Annotated in this window: 18 protein-coding genes and 1 pseudogene; 2 read left to right on the top strand and 17 right to left on the bottom strand. The window is 71.5% G+C overall.

The window, feature by feature from the left end; genetic code table 11:
• Positions 1–201: 201 nt before the first annotated feature.
• From AB0C99_RS29725 to AB0C99_RS29770, 10 genes and pseudogenes are all read right to left on the bottom strand, one after another.
• Positions 202–768, bottom strand: a pseudogene (locus AB0C99_RS29725) (DUF305 domain-containing protein); the annotation flags it as partial.
• Positions 769–894: 126 nt separating this feature from the next.
• Positions 895–1,299: a DUF6153 family protein gene (locus AB0C99_RS29730; protein ID WP_362481492.1), complete on the bottom strand. Its 405-nt coding sequence runs from the start codon at positions 1,297–1,299 to the stop codon at positions 895–897.
• A 153-nt stretch (positions 1,300–1,452) separates the two neighbouring features.
• Positions 1,453–2,049 carry a methyltransferase gene (locus AB0C99_RS29735; protein WP_362481495.1) on the bottom strand — a complete coding sequence of 199 codons (597 nt, stop codon included), beginning with the start codon at positions 2,047–2,049 and terminating at the stop codon, positions 1,453–1,455.
• A 10-nt stretch (positions 2,050–2,059) separates the two neighbouring features.
• Positions 2,060–2,797, bottom strand: coding sequence for a cation transporter (locus AB0C99_RS29740; protein ID WP_362481498.1), 738 nt, complete (start codon positions 2,795–2,797; stop codon positions 2,060–2,062).
• Positions 2,797–3,132, bottom strand: coding sequence for a metalloregulator ArsR/SmtB family transcription factor (locus tag AB0C99_RS29745; RefSeq protein WP_362481500.1), 336 nt, complete (start codon positions 3,130–3,132; stop codon positions 2,797–2,799). The genes AB0C99_RS29740 and AB0C99_RS29745 overlap by 1 nt, the downstream gene beginning before the upstream one ends.
• Before the next feature lie 120 nt (positions 3,133–3,252).
• Positions 3,253–4,512, bottom strand: a complete 1,260-nt coding sequence (locus AB0C99_RS29750; protein WP_362481503.1) for an MFS transporter — start codon at positions 4,510–4,512, stop codon at positions 3,253–3,255.
• Positions 4,509–5,657: a PLP-dependent cysteine synthase family protein gene (locus tag AB0C99_RS29755; RefSeq protein WP_362481506.1), complete on the bottom strand. Its 1,149-nt coding sequence runs from the start codon at positions 5,655–5,657 to the stop codon at positions 4,509–4,511. Before AB0C99_RS29755 ends, AB0C99_RS29750 begins: the two co-directional genes overlap by 4 nt.
• Positions 5,658–6,428: 771 nt before the next feature.
• Entirely contained in the window at positions 6,429–7,487 is a 1,059-nt protein-coding gene (locus tag AB0C99_RS29760) for an ArsO family NAD(P)H-dependent flavin-containing monooxygenase (protein WP_362481509.1), read from the bottom strand.
• Positions 7,484–8,602, bottom strand: a complete 1,119-nt coding sequence (gene arsB / locus AB0C99_RS29765) for an ACR3 family arsenite efflux transporter (protein WP_362481512.1) — start codon at positions 8,600–8,602, stop codon at positions 7,484–7,486. The genes AB0C99_RS29760 and arsB overlap by 4 nt, the downstream gene beginning before the upstream one ends.
• The gene (locus tag AB0C99_RS29770) at positions 8,599–8,907 is read right to left on the bottom strand and encodes a metalloregulator ArsR/SmtB family transcription factor (protein WP_362481514.1); all 309 of its coding nucleotides are present in this window, start codon (positions 8,905–8,907) and stop codon (positions 8,599–8,601) included. Before AB0C99_RS29770 ends, arsB begins: the two co-directional genes overlap by 4 nt.
• A gap of 95 nt (positions 8,908–9,002) precedes the next feature.
• Between AB0C99_RS29770 and AB0C99_RS29775 the strand changes: the two genes are divergently transcribed.
• Together AB0C99_RS29775 and trxB are read left to right on the top strand one after the other, a co-directional pair.
• Positions 9,003–9,425 carry an arsenate reductase ArsC gene (locus tag AB0C99_RS29775; protein WP_362481665.1) on the top strand — a complete coding sequence of 141 codons (423 nt, stop codon included), beginning with the start codon at positions 9,003–9,005 and terminating at the stop codon, positions 9,423–9,425.
• Positions 9,422–10,396, top strand: a complete 975-nt coding sequence (trxB, locus tag AB0C99_RS29780; protein WP_362481517.1) for a thioredoxin-disulfide reductase — start codon at positions 9,422–9,424, stop codon at positions 10,394–10,396. The genes AB0C99_RS29775 and trxB overlap by 4 nt, the downstream gene beginning before the upstream one ends.
• Positions 10,397–10,463: 67 nt before the next feature.
• Here trxB and AB0C99_RS29785 read toward each other — a convergent pair whose 3' ends face one another.
• The 7 genes from AB0C99_RS29785 to AB0C99_RS29815 all read right to left on the bottom strand — a co-directional run bounded on the left by AB0C99_RS29785 (position 10,464) and on the right by AB0C99_RS29815 (position 17,300).
• Positions 10,464–12,617: a hypothetical protein gene (locus AB0C99_RS29785; RefSeq protein ID WP_362481520.1), complete on the bottom strand. Its 2,154-nt coding sequence runs from the start codon at positions 12,615–12,617 to the stop codon at positions 10,464–10,466.
• Positions 12,618–12,817: 200 nt separating this feature from the next.
• Positions 12,818–13,165, bottom strand: a complete 348-nt coding sequence (locus AB0C99_RS29790; protein WP_362481522.1) for a helix-turn-helix transcriptional regulator — start codon at positions 13,163–13,165, stop codon at positions 12,818–12,820.
• Positions 13,162–14,331 (bottom strand): site-specific integrase, encoded by a 1,170-nt coding sequence (locus AB0C99_RS29795; RefSeq protein ID WP_362481525.1) that lies wholly within the window; start codon positions 14,329–14,331, stop codon positions 13,162–13,164. The genes AB0C99_RS29790 and AB0C99_RS29795 overlap by 4 nt, the downstream gene beginning before the upstream one ends.
• Before the next feature lie 138 nt (positions 14,332–14,469).
• A complete protein-coding gene (locus AB0C99_RS29800) occupies positions 14,470–15,144 on the bottom strand; it encodes a hypothetical protein (RefSeq protein WP_362481528.1) in 675 nt (224 codons plus the stop codon).
• Entirely contained in the window at positions 15,141–15,944 is an 804-nt protein-coding gene (locus AB0C99_RS29805) for a hypothetical protein (RefSeq protein ID WP_362481531.1), read from the bottom strand. Before AB0C99_RS29805 ends, AB0C99_RS29800 begins: the two co-directional genes overlap by 4 nt.
• Entirely contained in the window at positions 15,941–16,327 is a 387-nt protein-coding gene (locus AB0C99_RS29810; RefSeq protein ID WP_362481534.1) for a hypothetical protein, read from the bottom strand. The genes AB0C99_RS29805 and AB0C99_RS29810 overlap by 4 nt, the downstream gene beginning before the upstream one ends.
• A complete protein-coding gene (locus tag AB0C99_RS29815; protein ID WP_362481537.1) occupies positions 16,317–17,300 on the bottom strand; it encodes a DUF4007 family protein in 984 nt (327 codons plus the stop codon). Before AB0C99_RS29815 ends, AB0C99_RS29810 begins: the two co-directional genes overlap by 11 nt.
• Between the last annotated feature and the right edge of the window lie 24 nt (positions 17,301–17,324).

Consider the following 17,324-nt stretch of genomic DNA (forward strand, 5'->3'; position numbering starts at 1 on the left):
TACTGCGACGTGCGCCTGAAGCGCGGCGCCCACCACGACGAACTGACCCGCTACCGAGGCGGAGGTGGAGGAGGCGCCGCCGGAGCCGAGGACGCCCATGCCGCCGGCGACGAGGGCCAGGACGACGACGCCGACGAGGGCGGTGACGGGCTGCGGGCGGTGGTCCCACAGGCGCGCTCCCGCGCGGGCGGCGCTCGCGGCGCTCATGGTCTTGGCGGGCTCGTACGCGCCGTCGGCCTGCTCGGTCTTGGCCATCGCCACCGCACCTTCGTGGTGCTTGATCATCATTTCCATGAAGGCGGTGTCGAACGCCTTGCCCGAGGAGTTCTTGAGCTTGTCCATCTCCTCGGCGCTCATCATGCCGCCCGTGCCGTGCATGGAGTGGTCCATGGCGCCCTCGGCGGGCACCTGCTCGTCCCAGGACGTCAGCCAGCCGGACATCGTCTTGATCTCCGGGTCCTGGGCCTTCCTGATGTCCTCCGCGAGCTTCTTCACCTCAGCCGACTCGGCCCTGGTGGGGGCGAGGTCGGCCATCTCCACGGCCTGGCGGTGGTGGGGGATCATGCCCTTGGCGAAGGCGACGTCGGCGGCGTTGTGCCGGCCCTGGGACGCCGGCGCCGACGCGGACGCGGACGGGGAGGTCGTGCTGTGGCCGTCGTGTCCGGCCGAGCTGTCGCCGTTGCCGCCGCAGGCGGCCAGGACGAGCGCGGCCGCACCCGCGGCGGCCACGACGGCGGTACGACGGACGAGAGAACGCTTGCTGATCATGGTGATGCAACTCCTTGAGCGCGCGCGTCCACGACAGGGCGCGCGCATGTTCACGGGATGAGGGCGTGCCGAAGCGCGGCACCGGCAACCGGGAACAAAGCCGGTCAGGGTGCCGTGCGGGTCGCTCTAGATCCGGAGAAGTTGCAGCTCAGAAAGGTCCGGCGGATCCCGCCCGGTCTCGGCCAAGGCAGCAGCCGGCGCTAGCGAGGCTGCGGTGAGGGGCGCGTTTGGCAGGGCGCCGGTCAGCGGGGGCGGCGCGTAGGCGGAGCCGATCCCGGCCGCCGCACAGGACCCGTCCGCATGCTCGAGGTGACTGGTCCCGCCGTCCGTGTGCGAGCATCCCGCGCTCGCGTGGGAAGCATCGGCGGACACGCCCGTCACCATGTCGTGGCCCGCCCCCGCCCCCGCCCCCGGCGCTCCGCCGGGGCCGAGGGCGTGCATGCCCAGCAGACCGGTGAGTACCGCCAGCACCAGCAGCGCGAACAGCCGCCCCGCAGGGCGGCGGCTCGACAGCGGCACGGAGGAGGTCACGCGCTCATCGTACGGTCCAGCCCCCGCCACGGCCTTCCCCCGCCCCGAGGGTCCACCGACCGGTGGACAGCAGACAGCCCTCCCCCTAGGCGCTCGCGAGCGCGGCGGGGGCCTTGCGCTGGCCTGCGGGGTCGCCCTTCGGCGGCGGTGGCGTCAGGCGGTGCGGCGGCCGATGCCGGGCAGGAACCGCCCGGCCCGGGCGGCGTACGCGTCGTATGCCGCGCCGTGCACCGAGCGCAGGTGGGGCTTCTCGACGATCCGCACCTGCATCTGGACCGCAGTGACGAGGGCGGCCAGGGCGAGGACGGCGACTGCGCTCGGCACCATGAGGGCCAGGCCGATGGCGGTCACGGTCATCGCTGTGAACACCGGGTTGCGTACGGAGGCGAACATCCCCGTCATGACCAGGGCGGTCCGCTCGCGGGAGTCGACACCGACGCGCCACGAGGTGCCCATCGCGCTCTGCCCGGCCAGCGTGGCGGCAATCCCGGCGGTGGTGATCACCAGTCCCGCCCAGCGCCATGGCGTCCCTGCGCCGGGAAGGACGGGCATCCCGCAGATTGCGGCGATGGGGACGGCGGCGCCGCCGAGGAGCGCGAGGACGAACAGGATGCCCGCCCACCAGGAGGCGGAGCCGGGACGTCCGCGGATGCCGCGGAATCCGGCGTCGCCGGTGCGGCGGGCCTGGATCGCCGCCCGGAACCGAACGCGGTCACCGCCCAGCCGGTGAACAGGGCCAGGGCGGCCCACGCCCACACGATCACTTCACCGTGTCCTTCGTGCCAGGGGAACAACAGGTGTCGCCGGCGGTGCCACAGGCGCTGGTTGCCTGACTGGCGGCCGGTGCGGTGAGGGACGGCGCGGGGCCACAGGCGCAGCCCTTGCCCTGCCAGGCGTCGATGCCCTCCTTCACCGCCACGGCCGCGATCAGCAGGGCAGCGATCGGGTCGGCCCACGACCAGCCGAGGGTCGCGTTGAGGACCAGGCCGGCCAGGAGCACCGCGGACAGGTAGGTGAACAGCAGGGTCTGCTTGGAGTCCGCGACGGCGCTGGCGGAGCCGAGTTCGCGCCCGGCCCGGCGCTGGGCGGCGGACAGGAACGGCATGATCGCCAACGACAGGGCGGCGATGACGATGCCGGGGACGGACCGGTCGGCCTCGCCGGTGCCCGTCAGCGCACGCACCGCGTCGAGGCCGACGTAGGCGGCGAGCACGAAGAAGGAGACGGCGATGATCCGCAGCGTGGTCTTCTCCCGGGCCTCGCGCACCGTGTGGTCGCGGGCGGAGAACTGCCAGGCGAGGGCCGCGGCGGAGGAGACCTCGATGACGGAGTCCAGGCCGAAGCCGATCAGCGCGGTGGAGGAGGCGGCCGTCCCCGCGGTGAGGGCGACGACGGCCTCGATGACGTTGTAGGTGATGGTCGCCGCGACCAGCAGCCGTATCCGGCGGGCCAGCACGTTCTTGCGGGCCGGGCTGGGGCCGAGGGATATCGCGGCCATCAGCAGCGGCCCTTCGACTCGGCTTCCACGCACGTACGGTCGCTGTCGACGGCGACCACCGCGGTGCGCAGGTCGTCCAGGGCGTGGCCGAGCCGTTCGTCGGCCAGCTCGTAGCGGGTGCGCCGGCCGTCGGGCACGGCGACGACCAGACCGCAGTCGCGCAGGCACGCCAGGTGGTTCGACAGCCGGGTGCGGGAGACGCCGAGGGCGTCGGCGAGCTCGGCGGGATAGGCGGGGGCGTCGCGCAGGGCGAGCAGAATGCGGCAGCGGATCGGATCGGCGAGCGCGCGGCCGAACCGGGCCAGCACCTCGATGTCACGGGCGAGAGTCAGCACCCCACAACAGTACACAGATTCCTGAATTCATAGAAGTCTGAACTCTTGTGGTGGGTGGGCAGCCGGTGCCGCCGGCGGCACGGGCCCCGGCGGCCGGCTCCGTGCCGGGGCCCGTGCGGGTCAGGCGGTCGCGGGGTGCGGCCGGGGTGCGGTGAGGCGGCCGGCACGGGCCAGCAGCAGGACCGCGCCCGCGCAGGCGCCTCCGGTCAGGGCCAGCGCGGTCCACACCAGCCACAGTGCCTGGTGGCGTTGGGCGTAGTCCCACAGGGCGCCGGTGGCGAGGTTGCCCAGGGTGATGCCGAGACCGGAGACGGTGTTGTAGAGGCCGTAGTGGGTGGCGACGAGCCGGTCACCGGACAGCGAGACGACGGTGTCCATCTCGAAGGGGTAGACGATCGCGCTGCCCGCGGCCAGGGCGACGACCGCGGCGGCCAGTGCGGCCAGCGCCACCGCCCCGGGCACGGGTGTGCCACGGGCGGCCACCAGGGCGAGCGGGAGGAAGGCCGCGCCCATCAGCGCAAGCCCGCGGACGAGGGCGTCCTGGCCGCTCCAGCGGGCCTTCGCCCAGCCGGTCAGCCGTAGTTGGCCGGCGACGGCCACCGCGGCGGAGAGCACGAACAGCAGCGTGGTGGCCTGCGTCCCCGCCGTGCCGAGCGCGGCCCCGGCGGCAAGCGGGAGCGCGAGGTAGACCTGGAAGGTCAGTACGTAGGAGCCGATCATCGCGCAGGAGAACAGCAGGAACGGCCGGTTGGCCGCCACCGTCCGCCACTGCGCCAGCACTCCGCTCTCCCGCCCGCCGCCGACGGCGCCGCGGGCGGGCAGGCAGCGGCTCTGCAGCACGGTCAGGGCGGCGAAGATGCCCGCCGCGACCAGGCACACCACACGGAAGTCGGCGGCCAGCAGCACCAGGCCGACCAGCGGGCCGGCCAGCATCCCGCCCTGGTAGTACACGTTGAACGTCGCAAATGCCTCCACCCGCTGCTCACCGGCCCCGGCGGCGAGATAGGCGCGCACCGCCGGGTTGAACAGGGCGCCGGCGAACCCGGTCGCCGCCGAGGCGACGATCAGAACGGCAAGGCTGTCCACCACGCCCAGCAGGGCGAACCCGGCCGTGCGAAGCAGGCACCCCGCCATGATCGGGATCTTGTAGCCGTAGCGGTCGGCGATCGTACCGCCGAGCAGGAACATGCCCTGCTGGGAGAAGTTGCGCACGCCCAGCACCAGGCCCACCGCCCAGGCGGCCAGGCCGAGCTCACCGGCCAGATGGGCGGCGAGGTAGGGCATGAGCATGTAGAAGGCGAGGTTGATGGCGAACTGGTTGGCCATCAGCAGCCGCACCGCGGGCGGGAAGCTGAGCGTGGACGTCCACAGGGCTTTCACCGGGCCGCTCCCGCCAGCAGTGGAGCATCCCCGCCGCCCGGCCGGGCGGCGGGCGCCGGGTCGACGACGGTTTCGCACTTCGTCCACCGGGTCACCGTCCGCTCGACGGGATGGCAGATGACCTCCGGAGCATCAGCGGGCTCGCCGCCCAGCAGCTGGTGCTCCCGGCACCAAGCATCGTCGAAGACGGTGCCGGCGTAGCGGTGCGGGCCGTCAGGGAAGACGGCGGCAATCCTCGCCTCGGCCGGGAGGGTCGCGGCCAGGTGGCGGGCGACCAGGGCGACCGCGCCGACGCTCCACCCGCCGGTGGCGTACCGGGAGCGGGCCAGCGCCCGCGCGGACCACACGGCTTCACCGGCGGCCACCCAGTGGACCTCGTCGAACAGGGTGTAGTCGACGTTGCGGGGGTAGATGCTGCTGCCCAGCCCGCGCATCAGCCGCGGTGCAGCTTCCTGCCCGAAGATGGTGGAGCCCGTGGTGTCGACGCCCACCACCTTCAGGGCAGGGAAGAAGCCGCGCAGCACCGAGGCGATCCCGGCCGAGTGCCCGCCGGTGCCGACGCTCACCACCAGGGCGTCGATCCGCCCGAGCTGGGCGATGAGTTCGTGGGCCAGGCCCGCGTAGGCGGCCACGTTGTCGGGATTGTGGTACTGATCCGGGCACCAGGCGTCCGGATACACCGACAGCAGATCGGCGACGCGGTCGCGGCGGGCCTGCTGCCAGCCCCCCACCGGATGCGGTGCGCTCACTGTCTGCACGTCCGCGCCGTAGGCGGCGAGCAGACCCGACACCAGCGGTTCCATGCCGGGGTCGGTGACCACGGTGACCGGGTGGCCGTAGACGATCCCGGCCAGGGCCAGGCCCAGGCCCAGCGTGCCGGAGGTCGACTCCACGATCCTCGCTCCGGGCAGCAGGTCGCCGCGTTCACGGGCGCGTTCGACCATGAACAGCGCGGTGCGGTCCTTGATCCCGCCGGGGTTGTGGCCTTCAAGCTTGGCCCAGAAGCCGCGTCCGGGCGCGGCGAAGGGTTCGCCGACCCACAGGACCGGGGTGTCGCCCACCAGAGCGGCCGGGCTGTGGGCCCGCAGAGAGGGGGCTGCGGTCAGCAGCTGGGCGGGGGCAGGGGGCATGACGGAGGTGTTCATCGCACGGGTCTCCAGCCGGCCGCCGCAGCGCCGGGTCACGGGCGCCGACGGCCGGGGTGTTCGGAAGCAGCAAGGGCGACGACGCCGCTGCCGCGTGACATGGGCGGCAGCGGTGAGTCGCTCAGGCCCGCCAGATCCCCAGCGCGGCCCGCTGACGTCCGTGATCCGGGCTGCCGCCCGGGCTCCTCGCCCGGTGCTCCCGCGCCCTCGGCAACTGCCGTCCGGTCGCGCTGTCGGGCGCAGCGGGCGCATCGCCGGCAACGAGGGAGGGCAGGTCCGCCCGCGAGCCGGCCACAGCGGGCTCGTCCACCCCGGTGCAGCCCGCCCCCGGCCCGTGATCGCACAGAACGTCCGCCGCCGGCGCTGCGGGATGCCCGTGCGCCGGCGCAGTCACAACGGCCAACGTGTCGGTTCGCGGCGCTCCTGCGGACTGCGGACCGTGTGCGCAGCCAAGCACGTGCAGCAGCCCGGCCAGCACCATGACCAGCACCAGCCGCCACGGTCCGGGCCGGGACATCCGCATACCCGCAGACACCGACACGGCACACAGGGTATTTGATCAACTACATAAAGTGCTTGTTAGGTGCTGCCCCGCAGGGCCCGGCTCTCACAGGTGATCAGTGGCGAGAGCTCTGCGAAGGCCCCCGGGCCGATCGCGTATCCGCAGGCCGCCGTTCGCGCAGAGCTGCTGCGCGGCTCCGCCGTGGCCTCACCCCGACGGCCCGCAGGGTCCTCGCGGCTGCTGCGGGCTCGCACGGGTCGGCGGCCCGCTCAGAGCAGCCCGGCGATGTGACGGACCGCGTCCCGGGCCGGGCGCCCCACACCGATCAGAGTGGCAGAGGCCGGGCCGGTCCAGTCTCCGTAACCGAGCAGGTGCAGCCGCCGCTCCTCAACAGCACGTGTGCCGTCTGTGGGGATATGCCCCTGCGGTCCGCGCAGGTTCAGCGGGGCAAGGTGCGACAGGGCCGGACGGAAGCCGGTGCACCAGACGATCGCGTCCGCGTCGCTCTGGCTGCCGTCGGCCCACCGGACACCGGTAGGGGTGAGCCGGGCGAACATCGGCTTCGCGTGCAGAAGTCCGGCGTCGCGAGCCGCGCGTACGGGCGGCACGGCCACGATGTCGCCGAGCGAAGCCACCCCGCCGGTGTCGGTGCGGCCGGCGTCCAGGGCGCGGCGGCGGGCGGTGGCGGCATCGAACAGGGCCCGGCCGTCGATGTCGTCGGGGAGGAACCGCGGCGGGCGCTGGGTCACCCACGTCCCCTCGACACGGCCGTCCAGGGCGAGGTCGGCGGCGATCTGGGCGCCGGAGTTCCCGCCGCCGACCACGATGACGCGCTGGTCGGCGAAGTCGGCCGGACAGCGGTAGTTCACCGTGTGCAGCTGCCGGCCGGTGAACACCTCGCGGCCGGGGACTGCGGGCAGGAAAGGCCGTGACCAGCTGCCGGTGGCGCTGATGACCGCCCGGGCCCGCCAGGCGCCGGTGTCCGCCTCGACCAGGAGCCGGTCTGTGTCACGGCGTACGGCGTCCACCCGAGTGCCGTGCTGGACGGGCAGGTCGTAGCGCTTCTCGTAGTCGGTGAGGTAATCGACCACGTGCCCGGCGCCCGGGTACGTCTCGCCGGGCTGGGCGAGCATGAGCCGGCCGGGCAGCGAGGAATAGGCGGCCGGGGAGAACAGGTGCAGGGAGTCCCACATGTGCTGCCAGGACCCGCCCGGCGCCGTGCCGGCGTCCAGGATCACGAAGTCGAGACCCTGGCGGCGCAGGTGGTAGCCGGCGGCGAGCCCGGCTTGGCCGCCGCCGACCACCACCACATCCGTGTGCTGTGTCACGGGGCCGTGGTCACCGCGTCGGGGGCGAACTTCCTGCGCCAGGCCAGCGCGACGTAGACCAGGCCGATCAGCACCGGGACCTCGATGAGCGGACCGACGACGCCGGAGAGGGCCTGCCCGGAGGTGACGCCGAAGGTGGCGATGGCGACCGCGATGGCCAGCTCGAAGTTGTTGCCCGCAGCCGTGAACGCCAGCGTCGTGGTGCGGTCGTAGGCCAGGCCCAGGCCCTTGCCGAGCAGGAACGTGCCGAAGAACATGATCGCGAAGTACACCAGGAGCGGCAGCGCGATCCGCACGACGTCCAGCGGCTGGGAGGTGATGGTCTTGCCCTGGAGGGCGAAGAGGATGACGATCGTGAACAGCAGCCCGTACAGGGCCCAGGGTCCGATCTTCGGCAGGAACTTCGCCTCGTAGTCGGCGCGGCCCAGCTTCTGCTCGCCGATGCGGCGGGTCAGGAAGCCGGCCAGCAGCGGGATGCCGAGGAAGATGACGACGTTCAGCGCGATGTGCCAGACGGACACGTCCAGGCCCTGGCCGTCACCGAGGTTCATCCAGCGCGGCAGCAGGTCGAGGTAGAACCAGCCCAGCAGTCCGAACGCGAGGACCTGGAACACCGAGTTCAGCGCGACGAGGACGGCCGCGGCCTCGCGGTCGCCGCAGGCGAGGTCGTTCCAGATGATGACCATCGCGATGCACCGGGCGAGCCCGACGATGATCAGTCCGGTGCGGTACTCCGGCAGGTCCGGCAGGAAGATCCATGCCAGCGCGAACATCACCGCGGGGCCGACGATCCAGTTGATGACCAGCGAGGAGACCAGCAGCTTGCGGTCACTGGTCACACGGTCCAGCCGGTCGTAGCGGACCTTCGCCAGCACCGGGTACATCATCACCAGCAGGCCGAGCGCGATCGGCAGGGAGATCCCGCCGATCTCGATCTTCGCCAGCGCGTCGTTCATGCCCGGGATCAGGCGGCCCAGGCCCAGGCCGACGGCCATGGCGAGCAGGATCCACACCGCGAGGTAACGGTCGAGGGTGGAGAGCTTCTTGACGATCGAGTCGTCCCCGGCCGGGCCGGCGCCTTCGGTGGAGGCGGTGGTGGGCTCGGTGGAGGTCACGGGCAGGCCCTCTTGTTCTCGGAAGCGGTGCGGGCGGAGTTGGCCAGCGCGGCGAACTGCTCGGACAGCCCGGCCAAAACCTCGGGCTTGAGCTTGTAGTAGGTGAAGCGGCCGCACGGCTCGGTCTCCACGATCCCGGCCTCGCGCAGCACCTTCATGTGATTGGACAGGTTGGTCTGCTTGGCTCCGGTCTCCTCGACCAGGTGCGTCGTGCAGAGCGTCTCGCGCGCCAGCAGGGTCACGATCTTCAGGCGGAGCGGATCGCCCAGCACCCGGATCACATCAGGATCGACTGAAGTCAGCATGCACTGATACTCTCACATCACCACTCGCTGATACCAGCGGGGGCTGAAGTCATTGGCGGCTGGGTTCCGCCATGCGACGAGAGAGAACGATCACCATGGCCGACAAGCCGTCCGTCCTGTTCGTCTGCGTCCACAACGCCGGCCGCTCCCAGATGGCCGCCGCCTGGCTGACCCACCTGGCCGGCGACCGCGTCGAGGTCCGCTCCGCCGGATCCAACCCCGGCGATGAGGTCAACCCGGCCGCCGTCGAGGCCATGTCCGAGGTCGGAATCGACATCTCCAAGGAGACGCCGAAGATCCTCACCATCGACGCGGTCCGCGAGTCGGACGTCTGCATCACCATGGGCTGCGGCGACACCTGCCCCGTCTTCCCCGGCAAGCGCTACCTCGACTGGAAGCTCGACGACCCGGCCGGCCAGGGCGTCGAGGCCGTCCGCCCGATCCGCGACGAGATCAAGACCCTCATCGAGGGCCTGATCGCCGAGATCGCCCCGGCGAAGCCGGAGGCGACCGCGTGAGCGAGATACGCGACGTCGTCATCATCGGCTCCGGCCCCGCCGGATACACCGCCGCCCTCTACACCGCCCGCGCCCAGCTCAAGCCCCTGCTGTTCGGCAGCTCCATCTTCGTCGGCGGATCGCTGACCACCACGACCGAGGTGGAGAACTTCCCCGGCTTCCCCGAGGGCGTCGACGGCCCCGTGCTGATGGACAGCATGCGGGCCCAGGCCGAGAAGTTCGGCGCCGAGATGATCGACGACGACATCGTCGAGGTGGACCTCACCGGTGACATCAAGCTGCTCACCGACTCCGCGGGCACCGTCCACCGTGCGAAGACGGTGATCATCGCGACCGGCTCCGGCTACCGCAAGCTCGGCCTACCGAAGGAGGACGAGCTGTCCGGCCGAGGGGTGTCCTGGTGTGCGACATGCGACGGGTTCTTCTTCCGCGACCGCGACATCGTCGTGGTCGGCGGCGGCGACACCGCCATGGAAGAAGCCACCTTCCTCACCCGCTTCGCCCGCTCCGTCACCGTCGTCCACCGCCGCTCCACCCTGCGCGCCTCCAAGGTCATGCAGGACCGGGCCTTCGCCGACGACAAGATCTCCTTCGCCTTCGACAGCGAGATCGTTGAGATCAAGGAGACGAGCGGCATGCTAGCCGGCGTCGTCCTGCGCGACGTCTTCACCGGCGCCACCCGCGACCTGGACGTGACGGGGCTGTTCATCGCCATCGGCCACGACCCGCGCACCGAACTCTTCGCCGACCAGCTGGAGCTGGACGGCGAGGGCTACATCGAGGTCGCCTCCCCGACGACCCGCACCAGCCTTCCCGGAGTGTTCGCGGCCGGCGACGTCGTCGACCACACCTACCGCCAGGCCATCACCGCCGCCGGCACCGGTGCCGCCGCGGCCCTGGACGCCGAGCGATACCTCGCCGCCCGCGGCGCGGCTGAAGCAGTGCCGGAAACCGCTGCCGTACCGGCCTGAGCGGCACTCGCAGGCGGGGTCGTCCGGAAGCTCCGGGCGGCCCCGCCACTGTCGTTGTCACCGGTCGTCACCGGGGAAGCTGAGAGGTCTTCTCCGGGTGGGCGACGGTGACGTAGTGCATGGCGGTCTTCTCCGTGATGCCGAACAGGCGCATGAGCTTCAGAGGGTCGCCGGTCTCGAACGCCTCGTTGAGGATCCGGTCCTGTCGCAGGCCGTCCAGGGTGAAGCCCTTGGGTAGGTGTCTGTGAAGCATGGTCATGCTGACCGGTGGGTGGTCGGGGTCGAGCGCGGTGCGCTGGCTGACGAGCAGGTGGGGGTTGGTCGAGGCGGGCCAGCGACGGTGGCGGTAGGTGAGCCACTCGGCAGCGAGGGTGTGGGTGAACTCCTCGATGTAGAGGGTGTGGCGCAGCAGGCCGCGGCGGGCTTCGAGGGTGCCGTGGGCGAGATTGAGGTCGCAGGTCAGCAGCGTGGGGATCTCGTGGCCGGGCAGCGCGTGAACGGCGGTCAGGGCGATGACAAGCCGACCGAGCGGGGTCGTGGCGCGGTCGAGGAGTCCGGCAAGGAGGTCGGAGGGCACCGACTTCGGAATGCCCTTGAGATCGCCGACGGGGAGATTACGGGTGGGATCGCGGAAGACAACGCGTTCCTGGCGCAGGGCCTTGAACAGGCTGCGCAGGCTGATGGCGAGCTGTCGGCGGGCGCTCCCGGTGAGGTCGTCGATGGCGGTGGTGGCGTGGTCGCTGGTGATCTGCCGCAACGTGGTGATGCCGCTGCTGGTCCAGACGGTGAGGATCGGCTCGAGGGCGAAGAGATAGCGACGGATGCCGTCGTAGCCGCGGGCCTCGTGCTCGCGCCGGCCTTGGCCGCGCAGGACCTGCACCCACAGCCGGACCTCGTCGGCGACGGTCGGTGGCAGCGTGCCGATGGTCGCTTCGATCCATACCTGGTCTGCGTCACGGTGCAGTTCGGGTGCTTCGGCCAGCAGACCGCGGGCAGCGAGGAACTGGCAGACCCGCTTGGCCCCGAGGTTCGGGTCGAGCAGGGCGAGGTCGTGAACGTCCCGCTCCTGGAAGACCGTCTCAGCGCCGAGCCAGTACACCAGGATCGTCAGGGTACGGATGTCCTTGCGGTACGCGGGGTCCTGTCGGCCGCGGCGCAGCCTGTCCAGTTCCTCAGTGAGCGCACGGGCCGCGGCGGTCAACGGCAGGTCCCTGTAGCTGCGGCGGCGCAGGCGGGCCATGACGGGCGACCAGTCGCGCCGCATCTCGAAGAGCGGTTTCTGCCCGCGGGCGGTATGGAGGGCGGGCACCGCCTGGTCCTCGCCTTCCGCCGGCGCGGGTTCGTCGACCGGGAACAACTGGGCCTGGCCGGGAGCCCCGTGTGGAAGGTCGATGACCAGCTGGGTGGCCCGACTTGTGCCGGGGCCCGAGTCGTCCAGGTGCTGGTAGAGGCGGCAGGTGCGGCACCGACTGCCACGCAGCGGAAGCTTGTCCCGCAGGCACCGTACGCACCGTCCTGCGGGGTGCAGCTCGCGCCAGTGACGGCACGGATTGCAGCGGGAGCCTCGTTTTCCGCTGGCCATCCAGGCATCGCAGTCGCGGCATGATCGCGCCACGGACGGCGGCAGAGGCGCCGGGGCGGTGATGTAGGTGGTGGTGGGCTGGTTGGTGGTGGAGAACCGCATCGGCTCTGGCGCCTGGTCGAGCAGTCCGGCCCGCAGCAGGACCAGGCGCACCGCGTCTCCGTTGGACGGCAGGTCCCGCAGCATTGGCTCGGGCAGCCGTACGGTGCCCTCCGCCTCCCGCACGGCCAGCGCGAGGCGGACCATCTCGGCGATTGCGCGTTGCCAGCCCACGGACAGGCCGTGCTCGGCCGCCATCGCCTCGGTCACCAGGCGGCATTCCTCCCACCCGGCGACCGGCCGTCCGACGATCGCGCTGACCGTGGCGTCGGTCAGCACCCTGGGCACTGTGAACAGCGCAAGCTGGCCGCACACTTGCGCCTGAAGGACCGGCGGCCCGGCTGGGGCGGCGCGCTGCTTCCGCAGCTTGATCCACCACCCCTGCCCCACCTTGAGCCCGTTCTTCGCGGGCCGGCGCAGCGGCCGGGCGTCCGCCGACCGGTCGCCGTACATCCCGCCGACGATCAGCTGGACCGGGCGCGGCCGCGCCTCCGGTAGACCTAGGGCCCACTCGGCGTCGTTCTCGGCCCGGATCGCCATGAGACACGGCTTGCACAGCCCGTCCGTGTTCAGATGCGCCTCGTGCCGGCACCGCGGGCACACCCCGACCTCGGGATACTTCCTCGCCCAGGGCCGGCACCCGTCGCACACTCGATACCAGTGCACCACTAGCCAACCCAGGCACACCGGACAGCTCCGCGCCAGTCCCTGACCACGGTCCTTCGCCACCGCCGGGCCCCTCAGTTCGGCGGGAGGGAGCGCGGCCCTGCGCCACGGCGGCTGCGCGGCACCGGCCGGACCGGGCCCGCCGTCGGCCCTTCCTCGGCGCCGACCGCCCGTTGGCCGGACTCCGGCACCCCCCGGGCATCGGCGAGCGGCTCGGCCTGGAGCAGGTCGGCGACCGTGCAGTGCAACGCGGCGCACATCTTGTCCAGGTCCTCCAGGCGCACGGTGACCGGCGTACCGCCCCACAGCGCGGCGACTTTGCTCAGCGACGGGTTGAACCCCACCTGCTGGAAGGCGGCAAGCACCTCGGTCGGCCGCCACAGGTCCCGTTGGGCGGCCACCATCCGAAGGTTCCACTTCACCGTAGGTTCCCCTTATCCATCACCAGTCGTTGGGCCGCCCGGGAGCTCGCGGTCAGGTTCGCGTGCTCAGGGTCGGCGTGAGCGGTCGCCATGTACCGAAGTGTCGTGGTTGCCCAGTCATGTCCGAGGACTTTCTGCACTTCCCACAACGTCATCCCGCGCTCGTAGTTGTGGGTCGCGCATGCGTGACGCAGCAGGTGCGGGAAAAGATCGGTGACGGGCCCGGTCATGTAGCTTGCGGCGGCCGTGTGCAGCGCCTTGCGGAACGTGGACGGCACGATCGCCGGCGCGATCGGCAGGTTCAGCGAGGCGACCGCGGTCGGCTTGCGCTCCGAGGGCCATAGCGGCGCCCGCGGGTGCTCGACGTCGTCGCCGAACTCGCCCCGGACCTCCTCGATGTACCACCACAAGAGGGCCCGGCCCTCCTGGAACATGTACGCTTCGCGCGGCCGCGGCCCCGAACCGTGAGCGCCCTTGCCCAGCACGACGAACCGGCCCCACTGCCCGTGCTCCCAGTGCAGATCGCCCATGCACACGCCGCACAACTCTGCGGCCCGGACGCCGGAAAGGTAAGCGACCTTGGTCATCACGTAGTCGCGGCACGCGACCAGGTACTTCCGCGCGTTGGGCAAGTCCTCGCGCCACCGGCCCAGGAAGTCCCGCATCGCCGCCTGTGACGGCGGGATCCGGAGGCCGAAGTCTCCGCGATGACGCGGCCGGTTGAACGGGTCGATCGGCGACTCCACCGCCGCCCCGAAGCGCCGCATGATCTCGCCGGCGTACCGCTGCTCGAGGAACGCGAAGTACGCGTCAATCTTGTTGATCTTCCCGCGCAGCGTCGACGGCGCCCGCTTGCCCGGCCCGGCGAAGTAGCGGTCGACCTCACGGGGGGAGAGCTGCCACGGCACGGTGCCGTAGTACTCGCAGACTTCCACCACGGGCTTGAGCAGGCCGTCCAGCGTCGTCGGCGCCAGGCCGGCAGCGTCCCGGGCCCACTGGTACTCCGAGAGCGTGTCGAGGAAAAAGCTCTTCTCGTCGACAGCGGAAATGCGGGCCTGGCGGCGGCGCTGCAGGGTGACGACGTCCGCCAACCCCGATTCCACCGACACCGCGGCCGGGTCCACCACCGCGCTGGCATCGGCGCCTGGGCGCACCAGCGTCAGCACGCGACTTTCGGAATCTGACACGAACCGTGAATTTACAGGGACTACACGCAGAATCTGCGAGTTACTGCCGAGATCCCACACCAACGAGTGAACGCCACCAAAGGCGCGATCTGCCTGCTGAAATGCAGCTTCACTGGGTCAGGCAGCGGCAGACGAACCCGCACGTACTCCACTAGTCAGGACGGTGCCGTCCGGCAGCAGCGTGAGAGTTCGCCGCGTCCCCCGCCCGGTGAACCGGAAGTTGCAGCTCTGGTACACGATGCCGAGATGCCCGTTGGAAATGATCATCTCGCCGCTCGGGGTACGCCGTGACCTGGGCACCGGGTCGGAGAAGCTCACCACCCCCCGGATGCCGCGCTCGGCGGCCTTCTTCATCGCGGCCGCGATGAAGAAGCTCTCGCCGTTGGCGGCCACGTCGTCGGTGAGGGCCAGGCGCGAGATCTCCGCGCTCTCGTAGTACGGGGCCAAGCGGGGAAAGACACTGGTGAGGACACGTTCGTTCATGGGGCAACCCAGGACGAGAACACCGGCCAGGGCGGCGCCTTCGGGACCGGGGCCCTCTTCGCCCTGCGGCGGCTCGTGGTCCCACAGGCCGTAGCGGTGGAGAGCCGAGGGCCAGCCGGCCAGGTAGTGGTGGTGCTCGATGAACGAACGGGCGAGGGCCTCGGGGATGTCGGTGACGCTGTACCGCTCGCGCCGAAAGCCGCCCTCACTGACGTGCCGCCAACTGGGCAGGCCGTACCTCCAGCGCTGGGTCCACCCCTGCGGCCGGCCGGCAAGGATGCCGCGCATCTCCGCCGGGGTGGGCGTCACGCCGCGCACGACGGTACCCCCGCGTCCTCCAGCCGCTCCATCAGGTGCTTCCTCCACCAGAGCGCGTACGACATGCAGTTGCTCTCCGTCTTGTGGGAGGGGCTGCAGCCGCGCTCCCTGCGGCCCGCCGAGCTCCAAGCCATCGAGTCGGCCGACGCCAGCGAGCGGGACAGCGTCAGGCCCTGGATCTTGAAGCCGAAGGCGTGCAGCGGTACCAGCGGCGCCCCTTCGCCGCCGAGGCGGGCGAGCTCGTCCAGGAGGAGGGAGGCGCGCCAGTGGTTCTGGCGCCGGCACATGCTGCCGACGCCCACCAGCGGTTCGGCCAGGAGGTCGATGCCGGCGTCGGCGTACATCTCGGCGCAGCGGAGGTAGTGGGGGCGCAGCCAGCCCTGCAGGACCGGGATGACGCGGGTCTTGATGCCCAGGGAGCGCAGTTCGACGACGGAGTCGACGGTGCGCCTGAGGTGCTCGTCGATGGTGAAGCCGGTCTTGGGCAGCATCCAGGGCTCGCAGACCCAGTCCATGGGACTGCACCACTCGAGGTTGCCGATCTCGTCGTGGTAGCGGTTGACGGCGGTGGCGTACTGCTGGGCGGTGGTCTTCCACCGGCCGTAGAGGTCGACCTCGCTGAACGCGCCGCTGTCCAGGGCCCAGGGGCCGGCGGCCCGGGGCAGGGACTTGCGGTTCATCAGCCGCCGGTTGGAGACGAACAGGGGGAAGTCGAGGTGCTCCATCCAGGCGGGCTGGTGGACGCCCAGGTGGAACCTGACGGGGGTCGGGGTGATGGCGGGGGCGGTCATGGCAGGAGCCGTTCGTTGGGTGTCGGATGCTCGGGCCAGGGCGCGAGCAGGGTCGGGTCGTCGGCTTCCTCGCGGGCCCGGTCCTTTGCCTCGGCGGCACGGACGCGGCCGGTGTGGAAGCGATCCGCTGTGTGCCCGCTCGGCCGGATGCACCGCTGCTCGGCCGTGACCGAACAGCGCGGGCAGGGCAGGGAGCCGGGGCAGGTGAAGGTGTCCACCAGCCAGTCGCAGGTCGGGCAGGGGGCGCCGCTCACCGGCCGCCCGGCCCGGTCGACCAGGGCGCCGGCGGCGAGCAGCTGCTGGTACTCGAACCGGTAGACCGGGGCCGGGAGCGGCTGGACCACACCGGCGGGGGCACCCGGCCGGGAGAGCTCAGTGGCCACCGGGGCCCTCCGGGCGGCGGTAGGCGGCGGCCAGGACCTCGTCGGCCAGCTCCGCAGGGGGCGCTGCGTAGGCGAGCAGTGCCTCTCCCGCCGCGGACTCGACGACGGACAGGGCCGGGTGACGGCGCGCCGCGCGTTCGAGGGCATTGTGGAGCGAGCGGGTGTCGATGAGCAGCACCCGGCCGGGGCTGCCGGGTTCGTTGGCCAGCCGGGAGAGGGTGATGCTGCCGGGAGCCGGTGCGCAGCGGCGAGCGACGTGGTCGAGGCAGGCGTACGCCAGGACGGCGGCGGGAGCGAGCCGTCCGGCCCCGTGGTTCAAGCTGAGCACGTGGCTGCGGTCGCCGCGGTGATGCTCCCCCGGGGCGGCGGTGGAGAGCAGGTTGAGGTCGCGGAACGGGTTGGTGAGGACGTCCTCGAGTCCGGCACGCGGCTGGTCGGGGGACGCGACCTGCGGGGCGTACATCGTCGCGATGCAGGCGATGTCGCGGCCGACGGTGTCGTCCGCCGGGGTCTTCCAACCGCTGCGCTCTGCTGCTCCGCGGACGTGGGTACGCAGCTCGGCCCGGGTGAAGGTGGAGAGCCCGGCGCGCGCGAACAGGTAGTGCCAGGTCGGGACAGGGCAAGGCGCGCCGCTGAGCAGCCACCAGTGGAGCAGCCACAGGCTGGCCCGGTCCTCCAGGTACGGGTCGGCGCCGGCTTCGTCGAGCAGCCAGTGTCCGCGGGCGGTCGGCGTCACCGCTCCGCTTCCTGCGGCGTCCTCCTCGGCGAGGCCGAAGGCGCAGGCCCAGAACCGCATGCTCGCCACCATGCTGGAGCCGACGCCGAGGACGACGGGTGCGTCGGGGTGGCGGAAGACATGTGGGTCGTCCTGGACGGCGTGGTGGACCTTCAGGAGCCATCCCTGCCTAGGGGGGTAGGTCCGGTGGCGGCCGAACGCCGGGGTGCAGCCGGCCAGCGGCGGGTGATCCGTCATCGGGACGGTGTTCTCCTTGTCGTG

It is taken from the genome of Streptomyces sp. NPDC048659, from assembly GCF_040650575.1.
In the GTDB taxonomy this organism is placed as follows: domain Bacteria; phylum Actinomycetota; class Actinomycetes; order Streptomycetales; family Streptomycetaceae; genus Streptomyces.

Excerpts from the sequence above, each read along its gene's own strand:
- AB0C99_RS29740 (WP_362481498.1), bottom strand. The coding sequence starts at position 2,797 with ATGGCCGCGATATCCCTCGGCCCCAGCCCGGCCCGCAAGAACGTGCTG.
- AB0C99_RS29755 (WP_362481506.1), bottom strand. The coding sequence starts at position 5,657 with ATGAACACCTCCGTCATGCCCCCTGCCCCCGCCCAGCTGCTGACCGCA.
- AB0C99_RS29770 (WP_362481514.1), bottom strand. The coding sequence starts at position 8,907 with ATGCTGACTTCAGTCGATCCTGATGTGATCCGGGTGCTGGGCGATCCG.
- AB0C99_RS29775 (WP_362481665.1), top strand. The coding sequence starts at position 9,003 with ATGGCCGACAAGCCGTCCGTCCTGTTCGTCTGCGTCCACAACGCCGGC.
- AB0C99_RS29785 (WP_362481520.1), bottom strand. The coding sequence starts at position 12,617 with ATGGCGATCCGGGCCGAGAACGACGCCGAGTGGGCCCTAGGTCTACCG.
- AB0C99_RS29805 (WP_362481531.1), bottom strand. The coding sequence starts at position 15,944 with ATGACCGCCCCCGCCATCACCCCGACCCCCGTCAGGTTCCACCTGGGC.
- AB0C99_RS29815 (WP_362481537.1), bottom strand. The coding sequence starts at position 17,300 with ATGACGGATCACCCGCCGCTGGCCGGCTGCACCCCGGCGTTCGGCCGC.